Genomic DNA, 18,455 nt, shown 5'->3' with positions numbered 1-18,455 from the left:
TGGATCTACCGCTGGCCCGCCCCCCTTAGAAGCCTACCCGCAGGTTGATCTGCCCGCCGACATCGCGGCGGCCATCACCGTGCTGGCCCTGCACGAACATCGACAGCTGGCTGTTGCGACCCAGGCCGACCGCCACGCCGAGCTGGCTGACCAGCGCATTGCGTGCCATCACCGCGCTGTAGACATCGAAGGCATCGCCACCGAGCGCGAAGCGGTTGCGGCTGGCCACATCGGTGTCACCCGATGCATGCTGCCAGCCCAGGCCGACGGTCAGCTGCGCCGGGAAGCGCGCGCCGCTACCCACGTCCCAGCGGCCCCGCACGCCCACCGTGCTGACGTTGAGCGTGTCCTTGCCGCCTTCCAGCACCAGTGCGGCACTGCCACCCTGCTCCAGCGCACGATCACTGTCGACCCAGTGCCGGGTGAACTGCACGTACGGCTGCAGTTGGGTCCTGCCATGGGTCCAGGTCCAGCTGCCTTCGACCTGGGCGATGGTCACGTCCGAATCCTGGCGGCTGTACAGGGTCTGGCCCAGCAGAGGCACTTCACGCGTGGTGCGCGTGCGGTAGTCACCGCGCGACACGCTGCCACCGACCGCAAAGCCGTTGTTCCACTGTCCCTGTGCATACAGGCCGAACGTGTTGCCGCGCAGGCGGGCGCGCGAACTGCGATCGTACAGGCGCGTATCCAGCCGTTCGTTGCCGGCCGCCGCACCCAGCACCACGTGTTCACCCAGCTGCCAGTCCACACCCGCCATCACCGCATTGCGGTTGGAACGGATCTCATCGCCATTGCCATCGCCATCGCCATCCTGCTTGAACACCTTGCCGCTACCGGCCAGCCAGGCCGAGGCACGCTCACCACGCACGGTCGGCAGCTCACTGCCCAGGCGCTGGCGGATGCCCTCTTCCAGGTAGTTGTCGTACAGCAGCACCGCGCGGCTGGCCGCGTGCACTTCGCCGGAGAGCTGGTCGAATGCGCTGCGCGCAGTGCTGGCGTCATACAGCAGCACCGTGTTGTACAGGCCCAGCGCCGCGCCACTCTGCGGCAGGCTGTCCAGCGCCGCAGCGGTGTTGTACTGGTTGCGCGTGTTGGCCACGGTGGTGAACGCCGCCGTCTGCGCCACGTCGATCTGCAGGTTGGCGGTGTTGGCGGTGTAGACCGGGGTGATGGTCAGGAAGGCCGACGGCGAGTTCGCCGAGGCGAACTGCCCGCTCACCCCACCGCCCGCGTTGATCACCGTGTACTGCTGGCCCTGCTGGTAGCTGGTGCTCGGCGAGATGGTGTTCACCTTTACGGTGCTGCCACCCACGTTGGCGCTGCCGCCCACCTGTACCGTATCGCTGCCGCTGGCACCCAGATCGATGCCCAGCGTGCTGCCCGGCGACAGGGTCAGGTTGCCACCCACGGTGATCGTGCCGGTGCCATTGCCTGTGCCGCTGCCGTTGCCCGGGCCATTACCCGGCGACAGCACGCCACCACTGGACACCGTCACGCCACCGCCGGTGCCACCAATGGTGCCGGTGCCGGACAGCGTGGTACCGCTGCCGATGGTCCACTGGCCGCCGATGGTGCCGGTGACATTCAGGCCGCCGCCGGTGACCTGGCCGGTACCGTTGAAGCCACCACTGTTGCCGCCGAGGTTCAGGCCACCGGGGCCGGCCTGCACGATGCTGCCGCCGCCGCTGATGCTGCCGCCCAGCGTGGTGGTGCCACCGGTGTTGATCACCAGGCCACCGTTGTTGGTGATGTTGCCGGTGATCGCGCCGCTGGCCCCACCGTTGCCGACCTGCACCGTGCCACCGGCGTTGATGGTGGTGCCACCGGTATAGGTGTTGTTGCCGGTCAGGATCACGGTGCCGGTGCCGGCCTGGGTCAGGCCGCCGCTGCCGCTGATGGTGCCGCCGACGGTGCTGTTGCCACCCACATTGAACACCAGGCTGCCGTTGTTGCTGACGTTGCCGGTGATCGCACCGCTCGCGCCACCGTTGCCGACCTGCAGCGTGCCGCCGGTGTTGATGGTGGTGCCGCCGGTATAGGTGTTGTTGCCGGCCAGGACCACGGTGCCGGTGCCGGCCTGGGTCAGGCCGCCGCTGCCGCTGATGGCGCCGCCGACGGTGCTGTTGCCACCCACGTTGAACACCAGGCTGCCGTTGTTGACGACACTGCCGCCGATCGCACCGGTCGCGCCGCCATTGCCAACCTGCAGCGTGCCACCGGCGTTGATGGTGGTCGGGCCGGTATAGGTGTTGTTGCCGGTCAGGGTCAGCGTGCCGCTGCCGGCCTGGGTCAGGCCGCCACTGCCGCTGATGGTGCCGCCCAGCGTGGTGTTGCCGGCCACGTTGGACAGCAGCGTGCCATTGTTGGTGACATCACCGACGATCGAACCGGTCGCACCGCCATTGCCCAGCTGCAGCGTGCCACCGGCATTGATGGTGGTACCGCCGGTGTAGGTGTTGGTGCCGGTCAGCAGCAGCGTACCGCTGCCGGCCTGGGTCAGGCCGCCACTGCCACTGATGGTGCCGCCCAGCGCGGTGTTGCCGGCCACGTTGGAAATCAACGCACCATTGTTGGTGATGTCGCCGGCGATGGCGCCGGTTGTACCGCCATTGCCCACCTGCAGCGTGCCGCCAGCATTGATGGTGGTACCGCCGCTGTAGGTGTTGTTGCCGACCAGGGTCAGCACCCCGCTGCCGGCCTGGGTCAGGCCACCACTGCCACTGATCGCGCCGCCGACGGTGGTGTTGCCCGCGACGTCGAAGACCAGGCTGCCGTTGTTGGCGACATTGCCGGTGATCGCACCGGTGGCACCGCCATTGCCCACCTGCAGCGTGCCACCGGCATTGATGGTGGTACCGCCGGTATAGGTGTTGTTGCCGGTCAGGGTCAGCGTACCGGCACCGGCCTGGGTCAGGCCACCGGTGCCGCTGATGGTGCCGCCCAGCAAGGTGTTGCCGGCCACGTTGGACACCAGCGCACCGTTGTTGGTGATGTCACCGACGATCGCGCCGGTCGCACCGCCATTGCCCACCTGCAGCGTGCCGCCGGCATTGATGGTGGTACCGCCGGTGTAGGTGTTGTTGCCGGTCAGCACCAGCGTGCCACTACCGGCCTGGGTCAGGCCGCCGCTGCCACTGACCACCGCACCCACGGTTGCCGTCGTGCCCAGGTTGTAGACCAGGCTGCCATTGTTGGTGATGTCGCCCAGCACCGAGCCGGTGCTGCCGCCATTGCCGATCTGCAGCGTGCTGCCACCATTGATGGTGGTGCCGCCGGTATAGACGTTGTCGCCGCTCAAGGTCAGCGTGCCGGTGCCGCTCTGCACCAGGCCACCAGTGCCGCTGAGCACACCGCCGAAGGTGGTGCTGCCGTTGTTGCCGCCGGTGGTCAGGGTCGCACCGCCCAGCACCACGCTGGATCCGGTCACGCCGGCCAGGCCACCGATGCTCTGGCTGCCACCGGCACTGATGTCCAACGTGCCGGCACCGGACAGGTTCACCGTGCTGGCACCGGACAGGCTGCCACCGGCCGCCACCGCCAGCGTGCCGCTGTTGATGGTGGTGGTACCGGTGTAGGTGCTGGCGCCGCCCAGGGTGACGGTTGCCGCGCCATCTTTCAGCAGGCCGCCAGCGCCGCTGATCGGGCCATTCAAGGTCAGCGCGTTGCTGCCCGCCAGGGTCAGCGTGCCATTGGCCAGCTGCACGGTGTTGGCCAGGGTCAGCGCGCTGGTGCCGTCCAGGCTGGCGTTGCCGCCCACGGTCAGCGCGCCGGTGCCCAGCGAACCGTCGTTGCCCAGCAGCAGGCCACCGGCATTGAGGGTCACGCCGCCCGTGAAGACGTTGACGCCAGTCAAGCCCTGGATGCCTGCGCCGTTCTTTACCAGGCCACCGGCCCCTCCGATGGTGCCGGCGAACGTGGTATTGCCCACGCCATTGAGGGTCAGCGTGCTGCCGCCCAGCGCAACGGTCGAACCCGCCACGCCTGCCAGCGAACCGATCGCCTGCGCACCACCCGCGCTGATGTCGAAGGTGGTACCGGCATTGGCCAGGTTCACCGCACCGGTCGCCGCCAGGCTGCCACCGGCGCCGATCGCCAGCGTGCCGGCGTTGATGGTGGTACCCCCGGTGAAGGTGTTGGTGCCGGTCAGCGTCTGGGTCCCCGAGCCTTCCTTGATCAGGCCACCCGAGCCGGCCAACGAACCACTGAACGTGCCATTGCTGGCATCACCGATCGTCAGCGTGTTGGCCCCCAGGTTCACCGTACCGTTGCCGACCAGTGTGCCGAACTGCTGCGTGCCGCTGCCCGCCGACAGATCGAAGATCGCACCCGAGGCCAGGTTGACGATGCCACTGGCGTGCAGGCTCGCGCCAGCGCCCAGTGCCAATGTACCGGCGTTGATGTTGGTGCCACCGGTGTAGGTGTTGGTGCCGTTCAGGGTCAGCGTTGCGGCTCCCTCCTTGGTCAGGCTGCCGGTGCCGCTCAGGTTGCCGTTGAGGGTGAGGTTGTTGCTGCCGAGGACGGTCAACGCGTTGTTGAGGGTGAAGTTGTTGGCGAGGGTGACCGCTGTGTTCGAATCGAGCGTCGCAGCGCCCGCGACCGTCACCGCACCGGTGCCCAGCGCAGCATTGTTGCCGACCACCAGGCCGCCGGCGTTGAGCGTTACGCCGCCGCTGAAGGTGCTGCCGCCGTTGAGCGTCTGCACGCCTGCACCGTTCTTGACCAGGCCGCCGTTGCCACTGATCGCACCGCTGAAGGTGCTGTCCACGGTGCCGCCCAGGGTCAGCGTGCTGCCACCCAGCGCCACCGTGCTGCCGGCGACGCCGGCCAGCGAGCCGATGGCCTGGTTGCCCGCCGAAATGTCGAACGTGCCGGCACCGGCCAGGTTCACCGCGCCGGTCGCGGCGAGGCTGCCACCCGCGCCGATCGCCAGCGTGCCGTTGTTGATGGTGGTACCACCGGTGTAGGTGTTGGCACCGCTCAGGGTCACGGTGGCCGCACCGTCCTTGACCAGGCCGCCGGTACCGGAAATCACACCGCCCAGTGTCAGCGCCTGGCTGCCAAGCAGGTCGAGGTTCGCGCCCGCTGCGAGCCCGATGTTGTTGGCCAGGTTGACGCCTGTCGATGCGTCCAGCGTCGCGTTGCCGCCCACTGCCAGCGCACCGCTGCCGAGCGCAGCGTTGTTGCCGACCACCAGGCCACCGCCGTTGAGTGCGACGCCACCACTGAACAGATTGGCGCCTCCCAGTGTGAGGACGCCGGCGCCATTCTTGACCAGGCCACCGGTGCCGGAAATCGCGCCATCGAAGAGGCTGTTGCCCACACCACCGAGTGTCAGCGTCTGTGCACCCAGGCTCACCGTCGAGCCCGCCACCCCGTTCAACGAGCCGATGGTCTGGTTGGCCCCTGCGGTGGAGATATCGAAGCCGGTGCCTGCAGCGCTCAGCGTCACCGCGCCGGTGGCTGCAAGGCTGCCGCCCGGACCAATCGCCAGCGTACCGGCAGTGATGAAGGTGCCGCCGGTGTAGGTGTTGGCACCGGTCAGCGTCTCGATGCCCGTACCGACCTTGGTCAGGCCACCCGTGCCTGCGATCGAGCCACTGAAGGTGCCATTGGTGGCGCCGCCGACTTCGATCGAGTTGGCGCCGAGGTTCACCGTACCGTTGCCGACCAGGGTTCCGAACACCTGCGTGCCGCTGCCGGCAGACAGATCCAGCGTGGCACCTGTGGCGAGGTTCACGGTACCGCTCGCCGCCAGGCTGGCACCGGCCCCCAGCGCCAGCGTGCCGGCGTTGATGTTGGTGCCACCGGTATAGGTGTTGATGCCATTCAAGGTCAGCGTCGCGCTGCCGTTCTTGGTCAGGCTGCCGGCACCGGAAAGGACGCCGTTGAGCGTCAGTGCGTTGGTCCCGAGCACGGTCAGCCCGGCGTTGAGCGCGATGTTGTTGGCCAGCGTTGCCAGGCCGGTGGTATCCAGCGTGGCAGCACCGCCGACCGTCAATGCACCGGTGCCCAGCGCCGCGTCATTGCCGAGTACCAGCCCGCCTGCATTGAGGGTCACGCCGCCGCCAAAGGTGTTGGCACCGGACAGCGTCTGTACGCCTGCGCCCACCTTGACCAGCCCCCCGCCGCCACTGATCACGCCGTCGAACGCTGCGTTGCCGGCCGTACCGAACGTCAATGAGTTTCCGCCCAGCGCCAGCGTGCTGCCGCCCAGACCATTGAGTGCGCCGATGGTCTGGCTGCTGCCGGCACCGGAGATATCGAAGCCGGCGCCCGCGCCCAACGTGACGTCACCCGCCGCGGCCAGGCTGCCGCCCGTGCCCAGCGCCAGCGTGCCGGCATTGATGGTGGTACCGCCGGTGTAGGTGTTGGCACCGGACAGCGTCAGCGTGGTAGCGCCGTTCTTGATCAGGCTGCCATTGCCGCCGACCACGCCCGACAGCGTCAGCGCATTGCTGCCCGGCACCGTCAGTGCAACGCCCGAGCCCAGCGTGACCGCATTGCCGAGCGTCACTGCCGCGCCCGCATCCAGCGTGGTGCTGGTATTCACCGCCAGCGCGCCGGTACCAAGCGCACCATCCGCACCGACGACCAGGCCACCACCGTTCAGGGTCAGGCCGCCACCGAAGGTGTTGGTGTTGTTGAGGGTCAGCAGGCCCGTACCGTTCTTGACCAGGCTGCCATTGCCGGCCACCACGCCACCGAGCGTGACATCGTTGCTGCCGCCCAGCGTCAGCTGCGTGCCCGCACCGAAGTTCACTGCATTGGCCAGGTTCAACGCCACCGTGCTGTCCAGCGTGGTGGTGCCACCGATGCCCAGCGCACCGGTGCCGAGCGCGCTGGCATTGCCGAGGATCAGGCCACCCGCGTTGAGTGCAACACCGCCACTGAAGGTGTTGGCACCGGACAGCGTCTGCACGCCGGTACCCGTCTTGACCAGGCCGCCAGTGCCACCGATCACGCCGGCAAAGCTGCCGTTGCCGGCGCCGCCAAAGGTCAGCGACTGCGCGCCCAGCGCCAGCTGGCTGCCTGCGACGCCGTTGAGTGCGCCAATGGTCTGCGCGGCACCGGCTGCGGAGATGTCCAGCGTCGCACCGGCGCCGGCAAGATCCACCGCACCGGCCGCGGCAAGGCTGCCACCGGCCCCCAGCGCCAGCGTGCCGGCGTTGACGGTGGTGCCCCCCCCGAACGTGTTGGCGCCAGACAGCGTGAGGCGCGCCGCGCCATCCTTGATCAGCCCGCCGGCGCCGAACACCGGACCGGTCAGCGTCAGGTCATTGCTGCCCAGCACGGTGAGGTTCGCGCCGGCGGCGAGGCCGAGGGTGTTGCCCACCGAAAGCGCCGCAGTGGCATCCAGCGAAGCGTTGCCGCCCACGTCCAGCTGGCCGGTACCCAGCGCCTGTGCGTTGCCAAGCTGCAGTACGCCCGCGTTGAGCCCGACGCCCCCGCTGAACGTATTGGCGCCGTTCAACGCCAGTGTCGCCGCACCGTTCTTGACCAGCCCGCCGGTGCCGCTGATGACGCCCCCCAGCGACACGTTCTGGCTGCCCAGCAGATCCAGCACCGCACCGGCGCCGAGGTTGACGCTGTTGGCCAGGTCCAGCGCCACCGAACTGTCCAGCGTGGTATTGGCCCCCACCGACAATGCACCGGTGCCCAGCGCGCCGGCATTGCCCAGCAGCAGGCCGCCGCCGTTGGCGGTCAGCCCGCCACCGAAGCTGTTGGCGCCATTGAGGGTCAAGGTGGTGGCACCGTTCTTCACCAGCCTGCCCGCACCGGACACCACCCCACCCAGCGTGATCGACTGCGAACCCGGCAGCGACAACGCGGCGCCTGCACCCAGTGCCACGTTGTTGCCCAGGTTCAGCGGCGCACTGCCGTCGAGCGAGACGTTGCCACCGATGCCCAGCGTCCCCGTGCCGAGTGCGCCGCTGTTGCCCAGCAGCAGGGCGCCAGCGTTTGCGTTCAGTCCACCACTGAAGGTGTTGGTACCGTTCAAGGTCAGTGTCGCCGCGCCGTTCTTGACCAGGCTGCCGGTGCCCGTGATGTTGCCGGCCAGGGCCAGGTTCTGGCTGCCCGGCAGGGTCAGGGCCCCGCCGAGGTTGATCGCATTGCCCAGGTTCAACGCTGCCGTGGTATCCAGCGAACCGTTGCCGCTGACCGTCAACGCCCCGCTGCCGATCGCACTGCTGTCGCCCAGCAGCAGGCCGCCCGCCGTCAGATTCACGCCGCCACTGAAGGTGTTGGCGCCGCTCAGCGTCTGGATGCCCGTGCCCTGCTTGACCAGGCCGCCGGTACCACCGATCACGCCCGCGAACGTCTGGTTGGTGGCATCACCGAAGGTGAGCGTGCTGCTGCCCAGCGTCACCGTGCTGCCAGCAATACCGGACAGCGCGCCGATGGTCTGGTTGCCGCCGAGCGAGATGTCCAGGTCCGCGCCAACGCCGGCCAGGCTGACCGCACCGCCGGCAGCCAAGCTTCCGCCGCTGCCCACCGCAACCTTGCCGGCATTGATCGCCAGGCCGCCGGTGAAGGTATTTGCGCCACCCAGCGTAAGCGTGGCTGCACCGTTCTTGACCAGGCTGCCGGTGCCACCGATGGCGCCGCCCAGCGTCAATGCGTTCGAGCCCAGCACATTGAGCGAGCCACCCGCGCCCAGCGTGATGCCATTGCCGACCGCAAGCGCCGCGCTGGTGTCGAGCGACACCACGCCACCAACATTCAGCGCACCGGTTCCCAGTGCTCCAGCGTTGCCCAGCACCAGGCTGCCGGCATTGAACGCCACGCCGCCGCCGAAGGTGTTGGCGCCATTGAGCGTCAGCGACGACGCACCGCTCTTGACCAGGCCACCGGCGCCACCGATCACGCCGTTGAACGTCAACGCCTGGTTGCCGAGCAGATTGAGGCTGGCACCCGAACCGAGGTTGACCGCGTTGGCCAGTGCAAGCGCCCCCGTGGTTCCATCGAGCGTTACGTTGCCGCCGACACTGAGCGCACCGCTGCCCAGCGCAGCAGCATTGCCCAGCAGCAGGCCGCCGCCGTTGAGTGCCACGCCGCCACTGAGGTTGTTCACGCCCGACAAGGTCTGCACGCCGGTGCCCAGCTTGACCAGGCCACCCGTGCCTGCGGCGAACGTGCCGCTGTAGCTGGTATCGCCCAGCCCCGCGAGGGTGAGCGTGTGGCTGCCCAGGTTGACCGAACCGCCGAGGCCCGCCAGCGAACCGATGGTCTGGTTGGCGGCCGCCGACAGGTCCAGGGTGGTACCGACGCCGACCGTGATCGCACCGGTGGGTGACAGGCTGCCGCCCGCGCCCAGCGCCAACGCGCCTCCGGCCAGGTTGAAACTGCCGGTCAGCGCATTGGCGCCGTTCAAGGTGAGGGTGCCGGCGCCGCTCTTGGTCAGGTTGCCGGCACCGGAGATCGAACCGTTCAATGACAACGCATTGCTGCCAAGCAGGTTCAGCGAGCCCCCGCCATTGATCACCAGATTGTTGCCCAGGGTGAAGCCCGCCGTCGTATCCAGTGAAGCGCTGCCACCCACGGTCAGGTTGCCGCTGCCCAGTGCACCGGCATTGCCCAGTACCAGGCCGCCGGCATTGAGGTTGACGCCGCCGGAGAACAGGTTTGCGCCGCCGAGAGTAACGATGCCGGTGTTGTTGACCGTCAGCCCGCCAGTACCGGACAGCAAGCCCCCCAGGCTGAACGCATTGGTCCCTGCCAGGGACAGATTGCCACCAAGGCTGAAAGCGTTGGCCAGGTTCAGACCGGCCGTGGCAGAGGCGATGGCACCGCCGTTGGCGGTGAACAGCCCTGTGCCGAAGGAACCGGCATTGTTGAAATTGACCAGGCCATCATTGAGCGTGGTCGTACCCGCACCCGCCCACGCACCCTGCAGGTTCCAGGTGCCGCTGTTGACGGTGAGCTTCTGGAAGTTGAGGTACTGGTTCCAGCCCAGCGTGGTCACCGCTCCGCCGGTGCCGGACCCCGGACCGCTGACGACGTTCTGCAACACCAGCGTGTTGTTGGCCGCACCACTGCCGGTACCGGCGTCGACCGATCCCGCAGCTGCAACCTTTACCCCGGTGACACCGGTAATCACGCCGGCAAGAGCGCTGCCGCCGCCGCTCACAACGCTGGAACCCGACACTGCGGTGAAGGTGTTGCCGCCGGTTGAATCACCCAGGTGAACGCTGCCACTGACCGCCCCCGCATTGAGGAACGTGTTACCGCCAGAAGCACCCAGGCCGACGCGTCCGTCGATGGTGCCTGTGTTGGCCACATTGGCGGCTGCACCACCATAAGTCACCACCGTGGTCGCGTCGGAAACGCTGCCTGCACCGATCAGCGACGTGCTGATCAGGCCGGCGTTGTTGATGGTGGTGGTGCCGTTGACATTCTGTGCCACCAGCGCCTGTCCACCGAAGCCCAGCAGCGTTGCGATGTTGACGACACCCTTGATCTGTCCGCTGGCGTTGTTGTTGACGACGATCGCGCTGTTGTTGGCAGAACCATTGCCGATGACCAGGCCGGGCGAGGCGAGGATGATCGAGCTCGGATCGATCGTGCCATTGTTGTTGACCGTCACGTTGTCGCCGGTCAGCGTGGCTGCGTTGCCGCCACCTACGATCGGCGGCGTACGCAGCAATGCACCCGCGTCGATGTTCAGCGTGAGGCCGTTGGTCGCGTTGGAGTAGTTGTTGATGCTGGTGGTGCTGTCGCAGTTTACGGTTGTGGTGCCCGTGCACGCTGCGAATGCCGATCCGCTGGCCAGTGTGGCGGCCAAAGCCGCCGCCAGCTGGTGCGCCCGCAATCGCGGCACCCGCCCTGCGCTGACCGCGCTTCCGCCGGGGTTCTGGGCGACCTCCGAAGCAACCTGCATTACCCCAAGGGCACGATTGAAAACCAGACGGTAAATGCGGTTCATCGGTAAATCTCCATGAAAAGACCGGACGGCACAGCTGGCAGGTTTTTTGGAGACAATGCGGCCCACCCCGGCTCCCCGAACGGGAACAAGGCCTGAAGGCATTAACTCCTGAAAATCTTCACATCTTCACGCGATCGCACCCGGGGACAGGTGCGCCAGCGCGTCCGTCAAGGCGAAAACTCCCCGATTTCGCCCGACGAATGGCGGCACTGTGCGACCGACGGTGCCAGCGGCATGTGAATCACGCGCGCTATTTTTATGACGTGCGTCAAATAACAGGGGCGGACAAAATGGTTTTGCCGAAAATGCATATTGCTGCATGTGGCGGAGAATCCATTCCCCGCCATGAGTAAATAAATTCAGCTGCTGGAGAGTTTCATCAGCACCAGGCCGGAAACGATCAACACCGCCGCACCGATCCGCATCGGGCTGACCTGCTCGCCCAGGAACACAATGCCAACCACGAACGCCCCGACCGCGCCGATGCCGGTCCAGATCGTATAGGCGGTTCCCAGCGGCAGGCTGCGCATGGCCACCGCCAGCAACCAGAAGCTGGCGATCATGCCGATGATGGTGACCACGGTGGGGGTGAGCCGGGTGAAGCCTTCGGACTGCTTCATGGACACGGCCCAGACGATTTCCAGCAGGCCGGCAAACAACAGATAGATCCAGGCCATGACGGCCCTCCTCTTGGTAGGGCCAGGCCGTCCTGGTCATTGGTTCCCGATGTGGGGGAGGTCGTTCCTCCTGGCCGGCATTCTAGCAACGGGGGTGGGTACCGGCCGCTGCCGCCGGAAGCGGGTTACAGCCGATTCAGTGCATGAAGCTGGCGTCGATGGGCCCGTCTGCGCTAGAATGCGCGTCTGCCATCGGCCAGCCCGATGTGCAGTCCGGCTGTGGTCTCCGGCGCGCCGCGCGCTGTTTCCCCTGATCCGTGAACTGGCCGCCCACCGGGCGGCCAACGTCTCTATGGTGGCTCCGTCGGCCCCTCGCGACGCTAGGTCGAAAACCCCGCCAGGGCCGGAAGGCAGCAACGGTATCGATCGACGCGGGCGCCGAGGTCAGCCGGCGGGGCCACCGCCTTTTCCGCACTGGGCTCAGATCCCCTTGCATGGCAAAGGGATCTGACCCCGGCTTCGCATTCTTGGCCCGGCATGGCGCCGCGCTACCCTGCCTCGGGCGTGCCCTGGTGGAACACCATGCGCCATCTGTCCCCGTGCCGGCGCCACAGCGAACTGCGCAGCACCCAGTGCTGCAGCTGCCCATCAAGGTGATGGCGGCTGCGGTAGCGCACCTGGGCCAGGTCCTGCGACAGCAGCCAGACGGCGTACTGCTCCGATTCGATCTGCACCTGGGCACGCTCCAGCGGAATCTCCACCAGCGCGGCCGCACGGCCGTAGCACTGGCCGGAGCTGCCGATCTCGCTGAAATCCTCATCCAGCAATGCGGCCAGTTGCTCGCGGTCGGCACGCACCTGCGGCGCATGCAGTGCGCGCTCCAGCGCCTCCAGCCCGGCAGCCAACGCCGCATCTGCGGGCTGGCCGGTACCCCTCACGGCGGGTCCTGGGCCAGCACGTGCGGGGCGGTCGGGCTCGCCAGCGGCACGCACTGCCCCGGCTGCGCCACGCGGTGCCCACGCGCAGCCAGCGCCAGACCATCGGCCGCGCTGGCGTAGTGGTACAGCATCATCCGCGCCTGCAGTTCGGCGCTGTACTCACGCTCCAGATCGTCCACGCCGGTATGCGAGGGATTGCCGTGCAGGCCGCAATCGTGAGCGATCAGTTCGTTGTCACTGGCAAAGCGTGCCAGCATCTCCGGAATCGGCCGGGTATCGCCGCTCCAGGTCAGCGCGCCCTGCAGGCGCAGGCCATAGGCCGTCTCCGGCCAGTGGTGGCGCACCGGAAACACTTCCAGGCGCACGCCCTCGTGCCAGAACGCCTCGCCCACCACGATCAGCTGGAAGGCATCCCAGAAGTTCGCACCGCCCTCGGCCAGCACGTTCGGGTAATCCCCGATGCGCTTGTGCAGCAGCGGCACCACCGTGGCGGGCACGTACAGGCGCACCTTGCCGCGCCGGTGCGCATTGAAGAAGGTATCCACGAACAGGCGCTCGAAGCCGGCCACGTGGTCCAGGTGCACATGGGTGACGAACAGCGCCTGCGGCATCTGCCCGTAGTGCGCCTTGAACGCGGTCAGTCCTTCGCCACCACAATCGATGGTCAGCCATGGACGCCCATCGCGCTCGATCACCGACATCGGCGACCCCAGCTCGACCGCCGACGCGTTGCCGACGCCGAGGAAACGCAACGCCCAGTCCATCAGGTGCCCCGGTTCCAGGCCATGTCATAGGCACGGCGCAGCCGCGCGTAGTCCTTCTGCACGTCTTCCACGCTGCGCTCGCCGCGCAGCTTGATCAGCGAGCGCAGCAGGCGCTTGAGGTTGCGCTCGCGCCAGGCGGTCGCCGGGATGCGGATCACGCCGCGGTCGAAATCGATCAGCCAGCCATGACCGCTGCCATCGAACAGGATGTTGTGCGCGTTGAGATCGGCATGGTCCAGGCCGGCACGATGGAAACGGGCAATCAGGCGCCCGGTCTCCTCCCAGGGGGCCCCCCGGCCGGCCACCAGTGCGCGGTCGGCCAGCGAGCGCACGCCCTCGATCCGCTCCATCAGGATCGCCGCCCGGTAGCGCAGGCCCTCGCGCATGTAGAACGCGGCGATCGGCCGTGGCACCGGCAGCTTTTTCTCGCGCAGGGCGCGCATCAGGCGGAATTCGGCGAAGCTGCGGGTCCGGTCCGAGCCGCGCCAGAGGTACTGGTCATGGCTTATACGGGCCGCCATGCCGCCGCGCAGGTAGTGGCGCAGCACGCTGGCACCGAACGGCGCATCGACGAACCAGGCGCTGCCGCGGCCGCCCTCGCCCACCGGCCGGGCCCTGCTGCCCCAGTGCTGGGGCGAGAACAGGCCGATCTCGGCTTGCCGCAGCCGCTCGCGGTCGAACAGAATGGCCCCGATGCCGCGACCCTCGCGGCATGGCGTCAGCGCTTCATTGGCGTCGAATGCGACCATTTCATTGAGTCTAACAACACATGGCATCAGCGTCCTCCTCCTTGTGCCTCCTGCGCCTGTCCGCACTTGGCGATGTCACCCACGTGGTGCCCCTGGTGCGTACCCTGCAGGCCGCGCGCCCGGACACGCCGATCCACTGGATCATCGACAAGGTCGGCCACAAGCTGCTCGACGGCCTGCCCGGCGTCACCTTCCATGCCTACGACAAGAAGAGCGGCATGGCCGGGGTCAAGGAACTGCGCAGGCAGCTGCCGCCGGGGCGCTTCGAAGCGCTGCTGCAGATGCAGGTCGCGTTCCGCGCCAACCTGCTGTCGGCCTTCATTCCGGCCGAGCGCCGCATCGGCTACGACCGCAGCCGCTCGAAGGACCTGCATGGGCTTTTCATCAACGAACGCATTCCCGACCGTCCGGGCATCCATGTGCTCGATGCCATCGGCAGCTTCTGCGAACCGCTGGGCCTGCGCCAGACCGAGGTCAGCTGGGACCTGGCCGTGCCGCAGTCGGCATATGAGTGGGCCGCCGCGCAGTGGCACGACGATGGTCGCCCGGTGCTGATGATCTCGCCGTGCTCCAGCCACGTGCGCCGCAACTGGTACGCCGACCGCTACGCCGCCGTGGCCAACCACGCGGTCACGCGCGGCTGGCAGGTGGTGCTGTGCGGTGGCCGCAGCGAACTTGAGCGCAGCATGGCCGACGCCATCCAGGCACAGCTGCACACGCCGGCGCTGGACCTGGTAGGCAAGGACACGCTGAAGCAGCTGCCCGCCCTGCTGGCCCGCGCCAACCTGGTGATGACGCCCGATTCCGGCCCGATGCACATCGCCAACGCGATGGGCGCCAAGGTGCTGGGCCTGCATGCGGCCAGCAATCCGAACCGCAGCGGCCCGTACTCGGATCGTCGCTATTGCGTGGACCGCTACGACGATGCGGCACGCAAATACCTCGCCAAGCAGGCCACCGATCTGAAGTGGGGCACCAAGATCGAGTTCGACGATGTGATGGAACTGATCACCGTGGAAGACGGTATCGCTGCCTTCGAACGCTACGTCGCCGACCACCTGGGGTGAGCGGCAGGCCGCCCGGGATTACACGCGCTGCGCGTAATCCTGATAGGACTTCTCCTCCACGTACGCCGAGCCCAGTGCGAGGTTGATCGCCTTCTTGATGCGCGCGCGTTCGTCATTGCGCAGGTACACGCTGCGCGCCAGGTCGATGAAGCCCTGGTCGAACGCCTGCGCCTTCTCCTTCAGCCGGATGTCGTCCTCGATCTCCCACAGCTGCTCGTTGACCACCTTCAGCTCGGCACGCAGCCTGGCGATGTCCTTCACGGCCGCCGGGTGTGCCATCCAGGTCTGCTCCAGCGCCGACAGCTCCCTGCGCACGTTGGCCAGCTTGCCCTCGTCGCTGATGCGCTCGGACTTGATCTGCAGGATCGAAATCTTGTCCAGCAGCTCGCCGAAAGAAACGGGAACGAGGATTTCAGCGGTCATGGGGAAAAGCTCCAGCAGGTGATGCGTACATGGTAACCCGCAGCGTCCGCACGGATATCCCCGGTAGATCCACGCCATGCGTGGATGAGCCTGCCAGCAGGAACAGCGTCCACGCACCGCGCGGATCTCAGTGATGCATCTGGAGGACCAAGCCCCTCTGTTGAGGGGCTGCCCCGACAGGGGCGGGGAGAGGCCGGCAAAGGGAGGGGCCCACGCGTTGCGCAGCAACGTGTGGGGCGACGCGCAGAGCGCGTCGCGTCCCGCGCCAGATCAGTACAGGGTCACTACGGCGTGATGCCCGCCGCGCATCCACGCACCGCGCGGATCTCAGTGATGCATCTGGAGGACCAAGCCCCTCTGTTGAGGGGCTGCCCCGACAGGGGCGGGGAGAGGCCGGCAAAGGGAGGGGCCCACGCGTTGCGCAGCAACGTGTGGGGCGACGCGCAGAGCGCGTCGCGTCCCGCGCCAGATCAGTACAGGGTCACTACGGCGTGATTCCCGCCGCGCATCCACGCACCGCGCGGATCTCAGTGATGCATCTGGAGGACCAAGCCCCTCTGTTGAGGGGCTGCCCCGACAGGGGCGGGGAGAGGCCGGCAAAGGGAGGGGCCCACACGTTGCACAGCAACGTGTGGGGCGACGCGCAGAGCGCGTCGCGTCCCGCGCCAGATAAAGAAAAAGGGCTGCCTTTCGGCAGCCCTTTTTCTTTATCTGGCGGAGAGGGGGGGATTCGAACCCCCGAGGCGCTATAAACGCCTGCCTGATTTCGAGTCAGGTACATTCAACCACTCTGCCACCTCTCCGGGTGGTCCCCGGCGGACCGGGGACGCGCATCATACGAGGAAGTCAGGCCGACGACAAGTCATTCCGGTCAATGAAGTGAAAATTTCCTGGATGCATGCCTTGCCGGATGCCCGCAGCCCCCCGATGATGCCTGTCTCCCCAGCAATACCCCGCCCCTGCACACCATGATCGAATTCGGACACCTCACCCACCCCGGCCTGCGCCGCGAGCTCAACGAAGACACCTACTACGGTGACAGCGAGCTGGCCCTGTGGCTGGTGGCCGATGGCATGGGCGGCCACGCCTGCGGCGAGGTGGCCAGCGCGCTGGCGCGCGAAACCATCGTGCGCGAGATCCGCCGTGGCGCGCCGCTGGCCCAGGCCATCCGCACCGCCGACGAAGAGATCATCCGCGCCTCGCGGCGGCGCAACGACACCCTGCCGATGGGTACCACCGTGGTCGCCGCACGCGTGCAGGGCAATCGCTATGAAGTGGCATGGGTCGGCGACAGCCGTGCCTACCTCTGGCGTGATGGCCAGCTGGCACAGCTCAGCCAGGATCACAGCGTGGTGCAGGAACTGGTCGCGCAGGGCAACCTGACGGCCGAACAGGCACGCGCGCATCCACATCGCAACGTGGTCACCCAGGCGCTGGGCGTCACCGATCCGGCACATCTGAACGTGGCCACCACCAGCGGCGAGCTGCGCCCTGGCATGCAGCTGCTGCTGTGCAGTGACGGCCTGACCGAGGAAGTGGACGACCGCGGCATCGCCCGCACCCTCGCCTTCGAGGATGCAAGCGCACAGGAATGCGTGGACACGCTGGTCGCCGCCGCGCTCGACGGCGGTGGCCGCGACAACATCAGCGTGATCCTGGTGCGCTGCCATTAACCCGTAGATCCACGCCATGCGTGGAGGCGGTAGTGCCGGCCGCTGGCCGGCTCACCGGGAAACGTGTTCACGCAGATGCCGGCCAGCGGCCGGCACTACCTCTTCCAGGCATTACGCGCTGGCGGGCTCTTCCACCTTCGGCCCATCCCACAGTGCGTGGCCGGCCTTCTTGCGCAGCCGCTCCAGCCGCGCGGCATGCGCTTCCAGCTCCGACGGCGTGGCCACTACGCGCGGGCGCGGCAGCAGCTTGCTGGTATCGAAGGCCTGCAGCGCCGCACCGGCGCCACCGCCATCGTCATCCCCCAGGCCGAATCCGATCTCTTCCTGCCCCGAGGTCAGCGCGATGTACACGTCACCCAGGATCTGCGCATCGAGCAGGCCGCCGTGCAGCGCACGGTGCGAGTTGTCAACGCCCAGTCGCTTGCACAGCGCATCCAGCGAATTGCGCTGGCCCGGGAAGCGCTCGCGCGCCATCACCAGGGTATCGATCACCGTGCAGCGATCGGTGATCTTCCCGTACTGCGGGCCCAGCAGCGACAGCTCGTTGTCGAGGAAGCCCAGGTCGAACGCCGCGTTGTGGATGATCAGCTCGGCGCCATCGATGAAGGCCAGGAACTCATCGGCGATCTGCGCGAAGTCCGGCTTGTCAGCCAGGAACTCCAGGGTCAGGCCGGTGACTTCCTGCGCGCCCTGTTCGAACTCGCAGTCCGGCTTGATGTACTGGTGGTAGTTGTTGCCGGTCGGGCGGCGCTTGAACAGTTCCACGCAGCCGATTTCGACGATGCGGTTGCCCTTCTTCCATTCCAGGCCGGTGGTTTCGGTATCGAGGATGATCTGACGCATGGGCTCAGTTTACCGGGCTGGCGTCGCGGATCTGGATGGCCGCGTTGCGCGCCAGCGTATCCACCCGCTCGTTGTCCGGGTCACCGGAGTGGCCCTTTACCCAGCGCCAGTCGATCTGATGCCGCAGCGTCGCGGCATGCAGGCGCTCCCACAGCTCGCGGTTCTTCACCGGGTCGCCGCCGGCGGTCTTCCAGTTCTTGCGGATCCAGCCGGGCAGCCACTGCGTCAGGCCCTGCCGCACGTACTGCGAATCGGTATAGAGCACGATGTTGCAGGGCTCGGTGAGCGTCTCCAACCCGGAAATGGCCGCCATCAGCTCCATCCGGTTGTTGGTGGTGTGCGCTTCGCCGCCGCTCAGTTCACGCTCGTGGCCCTTGTAGCGCAGCAGCGCAGCCCAGCCGCCGGGGCCGGGATTGCCAAGGCAGGAACCGTCGGTGTGGATTTCGATGGTTTTCAA

Annotated in this window: 10 protein-coding genes, 1 tRNA gene and 1 other RNA gene; 3 read left to right on the top strand and 9 right to left on the bottom strand. The window is 67.4% G+C overall.

From position 1 onward, the window contains the following. Nucleotides 1–25 precede the first annotated feature (25 nt). Together ACT6SE_RS03595 and ACT6SE_RS03590 are read right to left on the bottom strand one after the other, a co-directional pair. Complete coding sequence (locus tag ACT6SE_RS03595) at nt 26–10,924, bottom strand: autotransporter-associated beta strand repeat-containing protein (RefSeq protein ID WP_444811096.1); 10,899 nt, start codon at nt 10,922–10,924, stop codon at nt 26–28. Nucleotides 10,925–11,283: 359 nt separating this feature from the next. Continuing rightward, on the bottom strand, nt 11,284–11,601 hold the full coding sequence (locus ACT6SE_RS03590) for a DMT family transporter (protein WP_005415486.1): 318 nt from the start codon (nt 11,599–11,601) through the stop codon (nt 11,284–11,286). Between the two features lie 301 nt (nt 11,602–11,902). On the opposite strand from ACT6SE_RS03590, the gene ffs reads away from it, so the two are divergent. After that, an RNA gene (gene ffs, locus ACT6SE_RS03585) (signal recognition particle sRNA small type) lies at nt 11,903–11,999 on the top strand. Nucleotides 12,000–12,089: 90 nt separating this feature from the next. Here the strand turns inward: ffs and ACT6SE_RS03580 are convergent. From ACT6SE_RS03580 to ACT6SE_RS03570, 3 genes are read right to left on the bottom strand one after another with little or no spacing between them, the layout of a single operon-like run. Further along, nucleotides 12,090–12,479 carry a nuclear transport factor 2 family protein gene (locus tag ACT6SE_RS03580; RefSeq protein ID WP_046429137.1) on the bottom strand — a complete coding sequence of 130 codons (390 nt, stop codon included), beginning with the start codon at nt 12,477–12,479 and terminating at the stop codon, nt 12,090–12,092. Then, on the bottom strand, nt 12,476–13,243 hold the full coding sequence (locus ACT6SE_RS03575; RefSeq protein ID WP_046429135.1) for an MBL fold metallo-hydrolase: 768 nt from the start codon (nt 13,241–13,243) through the stop codon (nt 12,476–12,478). The genes ACT6SE_RS03580 and ACT6SE_RS03575 overlap by 4 nt, the downstream gene beginning before the upstream one ends. Continuing rightward, nucleotides 13,243–13,992: a 3-deoxy-D-manno-octulosonic acid kinase gene (locus ACT6SE_RS03570; protein ID WP_032958195.1), complete on the bottom strand. Its 750-nt coding sequence runs from the start codon at nt 13,990–13,992 to the stop codon at nt 13,243–13,245. The genes ACT6SE_RS03575 and ACT6SE_RS03570 overlap by 1 nt, the downstream gene beginning before the upstream one ends. A 20-nt stretch (nt 13,993–14,012) precedes the next feature. Between ACT6SE_RS03570 and ACT6SE_RS03565 the strand changes: the two genes are divergently transcribed. Then, entirely contained in the window at nt 14,013–15,059 is a 1,047-nt protein-coding gene (locus tag ACT6SE_RS03565) for a glycosyltransferase family 9 protein (RefSeq protein WP_046429133.1), read from the top strand. 18 nt (nt 15,060–15,077) lie between these two features. Here ACT6SE_RS03565 and ACT6SE_RS03560 read toward each other — a convergent pair whose 3' ends face one another. Further along, complete coding sequence (locus ACT6SE_RS03560) at nt 15,078–15,482, bottom strand: DUF6165 family protein (RefSeq protein ID WP_014646159.1); 405 nt, start codon at nt 15,480–15,482, stop codon at nt 15,078–15,080. Between the two features lie 712 nt (nt 15,483–16,194). After that, a tRNA-Ser gene (locus ACT6SE_RS03555) sits at nt 16,195–16,285 on the bottom strand. A gap of 165 nt (nt 16,286–16,450) precedes the next feature. Here ACT6SE_RS03555 and ACT6SE_RS03550 point away from each other — a divergent pair. Continuing rightward, nucleotides 16,451–17,155 (top strand): PP2C family protein-serine/threonine phosphatase, encoded by a 705-nt coding sequence (locus tag ACT6SE_RS03550; protein ID WP_014036153.1) that lies wholly within the window; start codon nt 16,451–16,453, stop codon nt 17,153–17,155. Between the two features lie 111 nt (nt 17,156–17,266). Here ACT6SE_RS03550 and dnaQ read toward each other — a convergent pair whose 3' ends face one another. Beyond that, entirely contained in the window at nt 17,267–17,998 is a 732-nt protein-coding gene (gene dnaQ, locus ACT6SE_RS03545) for a DNA polymerase III subunit epsilon (RefSeq protein WP_014036152.1), read from the bottom strand. Between the two features lie 4 nt (nt 17,999–18,002). Further along, complete coding sequence (gene rnhA, locus ACT6SE_RS03540; RefSeq protein ID WP_014646157.1) at nt 18,003–18,455, bottom strand: ribonuclease HI; 453 nt, start codon at nt 18,453–18,455, stop codon at nt 18,003–18,005.

This window comes from Stenotrophomonas sp. LC732 (genome assembly GCF_052446685.1).
In the GTDB taxonomy this organism is placed as follows: Bacteria; Pseudomonadota; Gammaproteobacteria; order Xanthomonadales; family Xanthomonadaceae; genus Stenotrophomonas; species Stenotrophomonas muris.
Note: the sequence above shows the minus strand (reverse complement) of the source record. Positions and strands in the feature narration are given on the sequence as shown.

Coding starts and splice junctions, on each gene's coding strand:
- ACT6SE_RS03595 (WP_444811096.1), bottom strand. CDS start 10,924: ATGAACCGCATTTACCGTCTGGTTTTCAATCGTGCCCTTGGGGTAATG.
- ACT6SE_RS03590 (WP_005415486.1), bottom strand. CDS start 11,601: ATGGCCTGGATCTATCTGTTGTTTGCCGGCCTGCTGGAAATCGTCTGG.
- ACT6SE_RS03575 (WP_046429135.1), bottom strand. CDS start 13,243: ATGGACTGGGCGTTGCGTTTCCTCGGCGTCGGCAACGCGTCGGCGGTC.
- ACT6SE_RS03570 (WP_032958195.1), bottom strand. CDS start 13,992: ATGGTCGCATTCGACGCCAATGAAGCGCTGACGCCATGCCGCGAGGGT.
- ACT6SE_RS03565 (WP_046429133.1), top strand. CDS start 14,013: ATGGCATCAGCGTCCTCCTCCTTGTGCCTCCTGCGCCTGTCCGCACTT.
- ACT6SE_RS03560 (WP_014646159.1), bottom strand. CDS start 15,482: ATGACCGCTGAAATCCTCGTTCCCGTTTCTTTCGGCGAGCTGCTGGAC.
- ACT6SE_RS03550 (WP_014036153.1), top strand. CDS start 16,451: ATGATCGAATTCGGACACCTCACCCACCCCGGCCTGCGCCGCGAGCTC.
- dnaQ (WP_014036152.1), bottom strand. CDS start 17,998: ATGCGTCAGATCATCCTCGATACCGAAACCACCGGCCTGGAATGGAAG.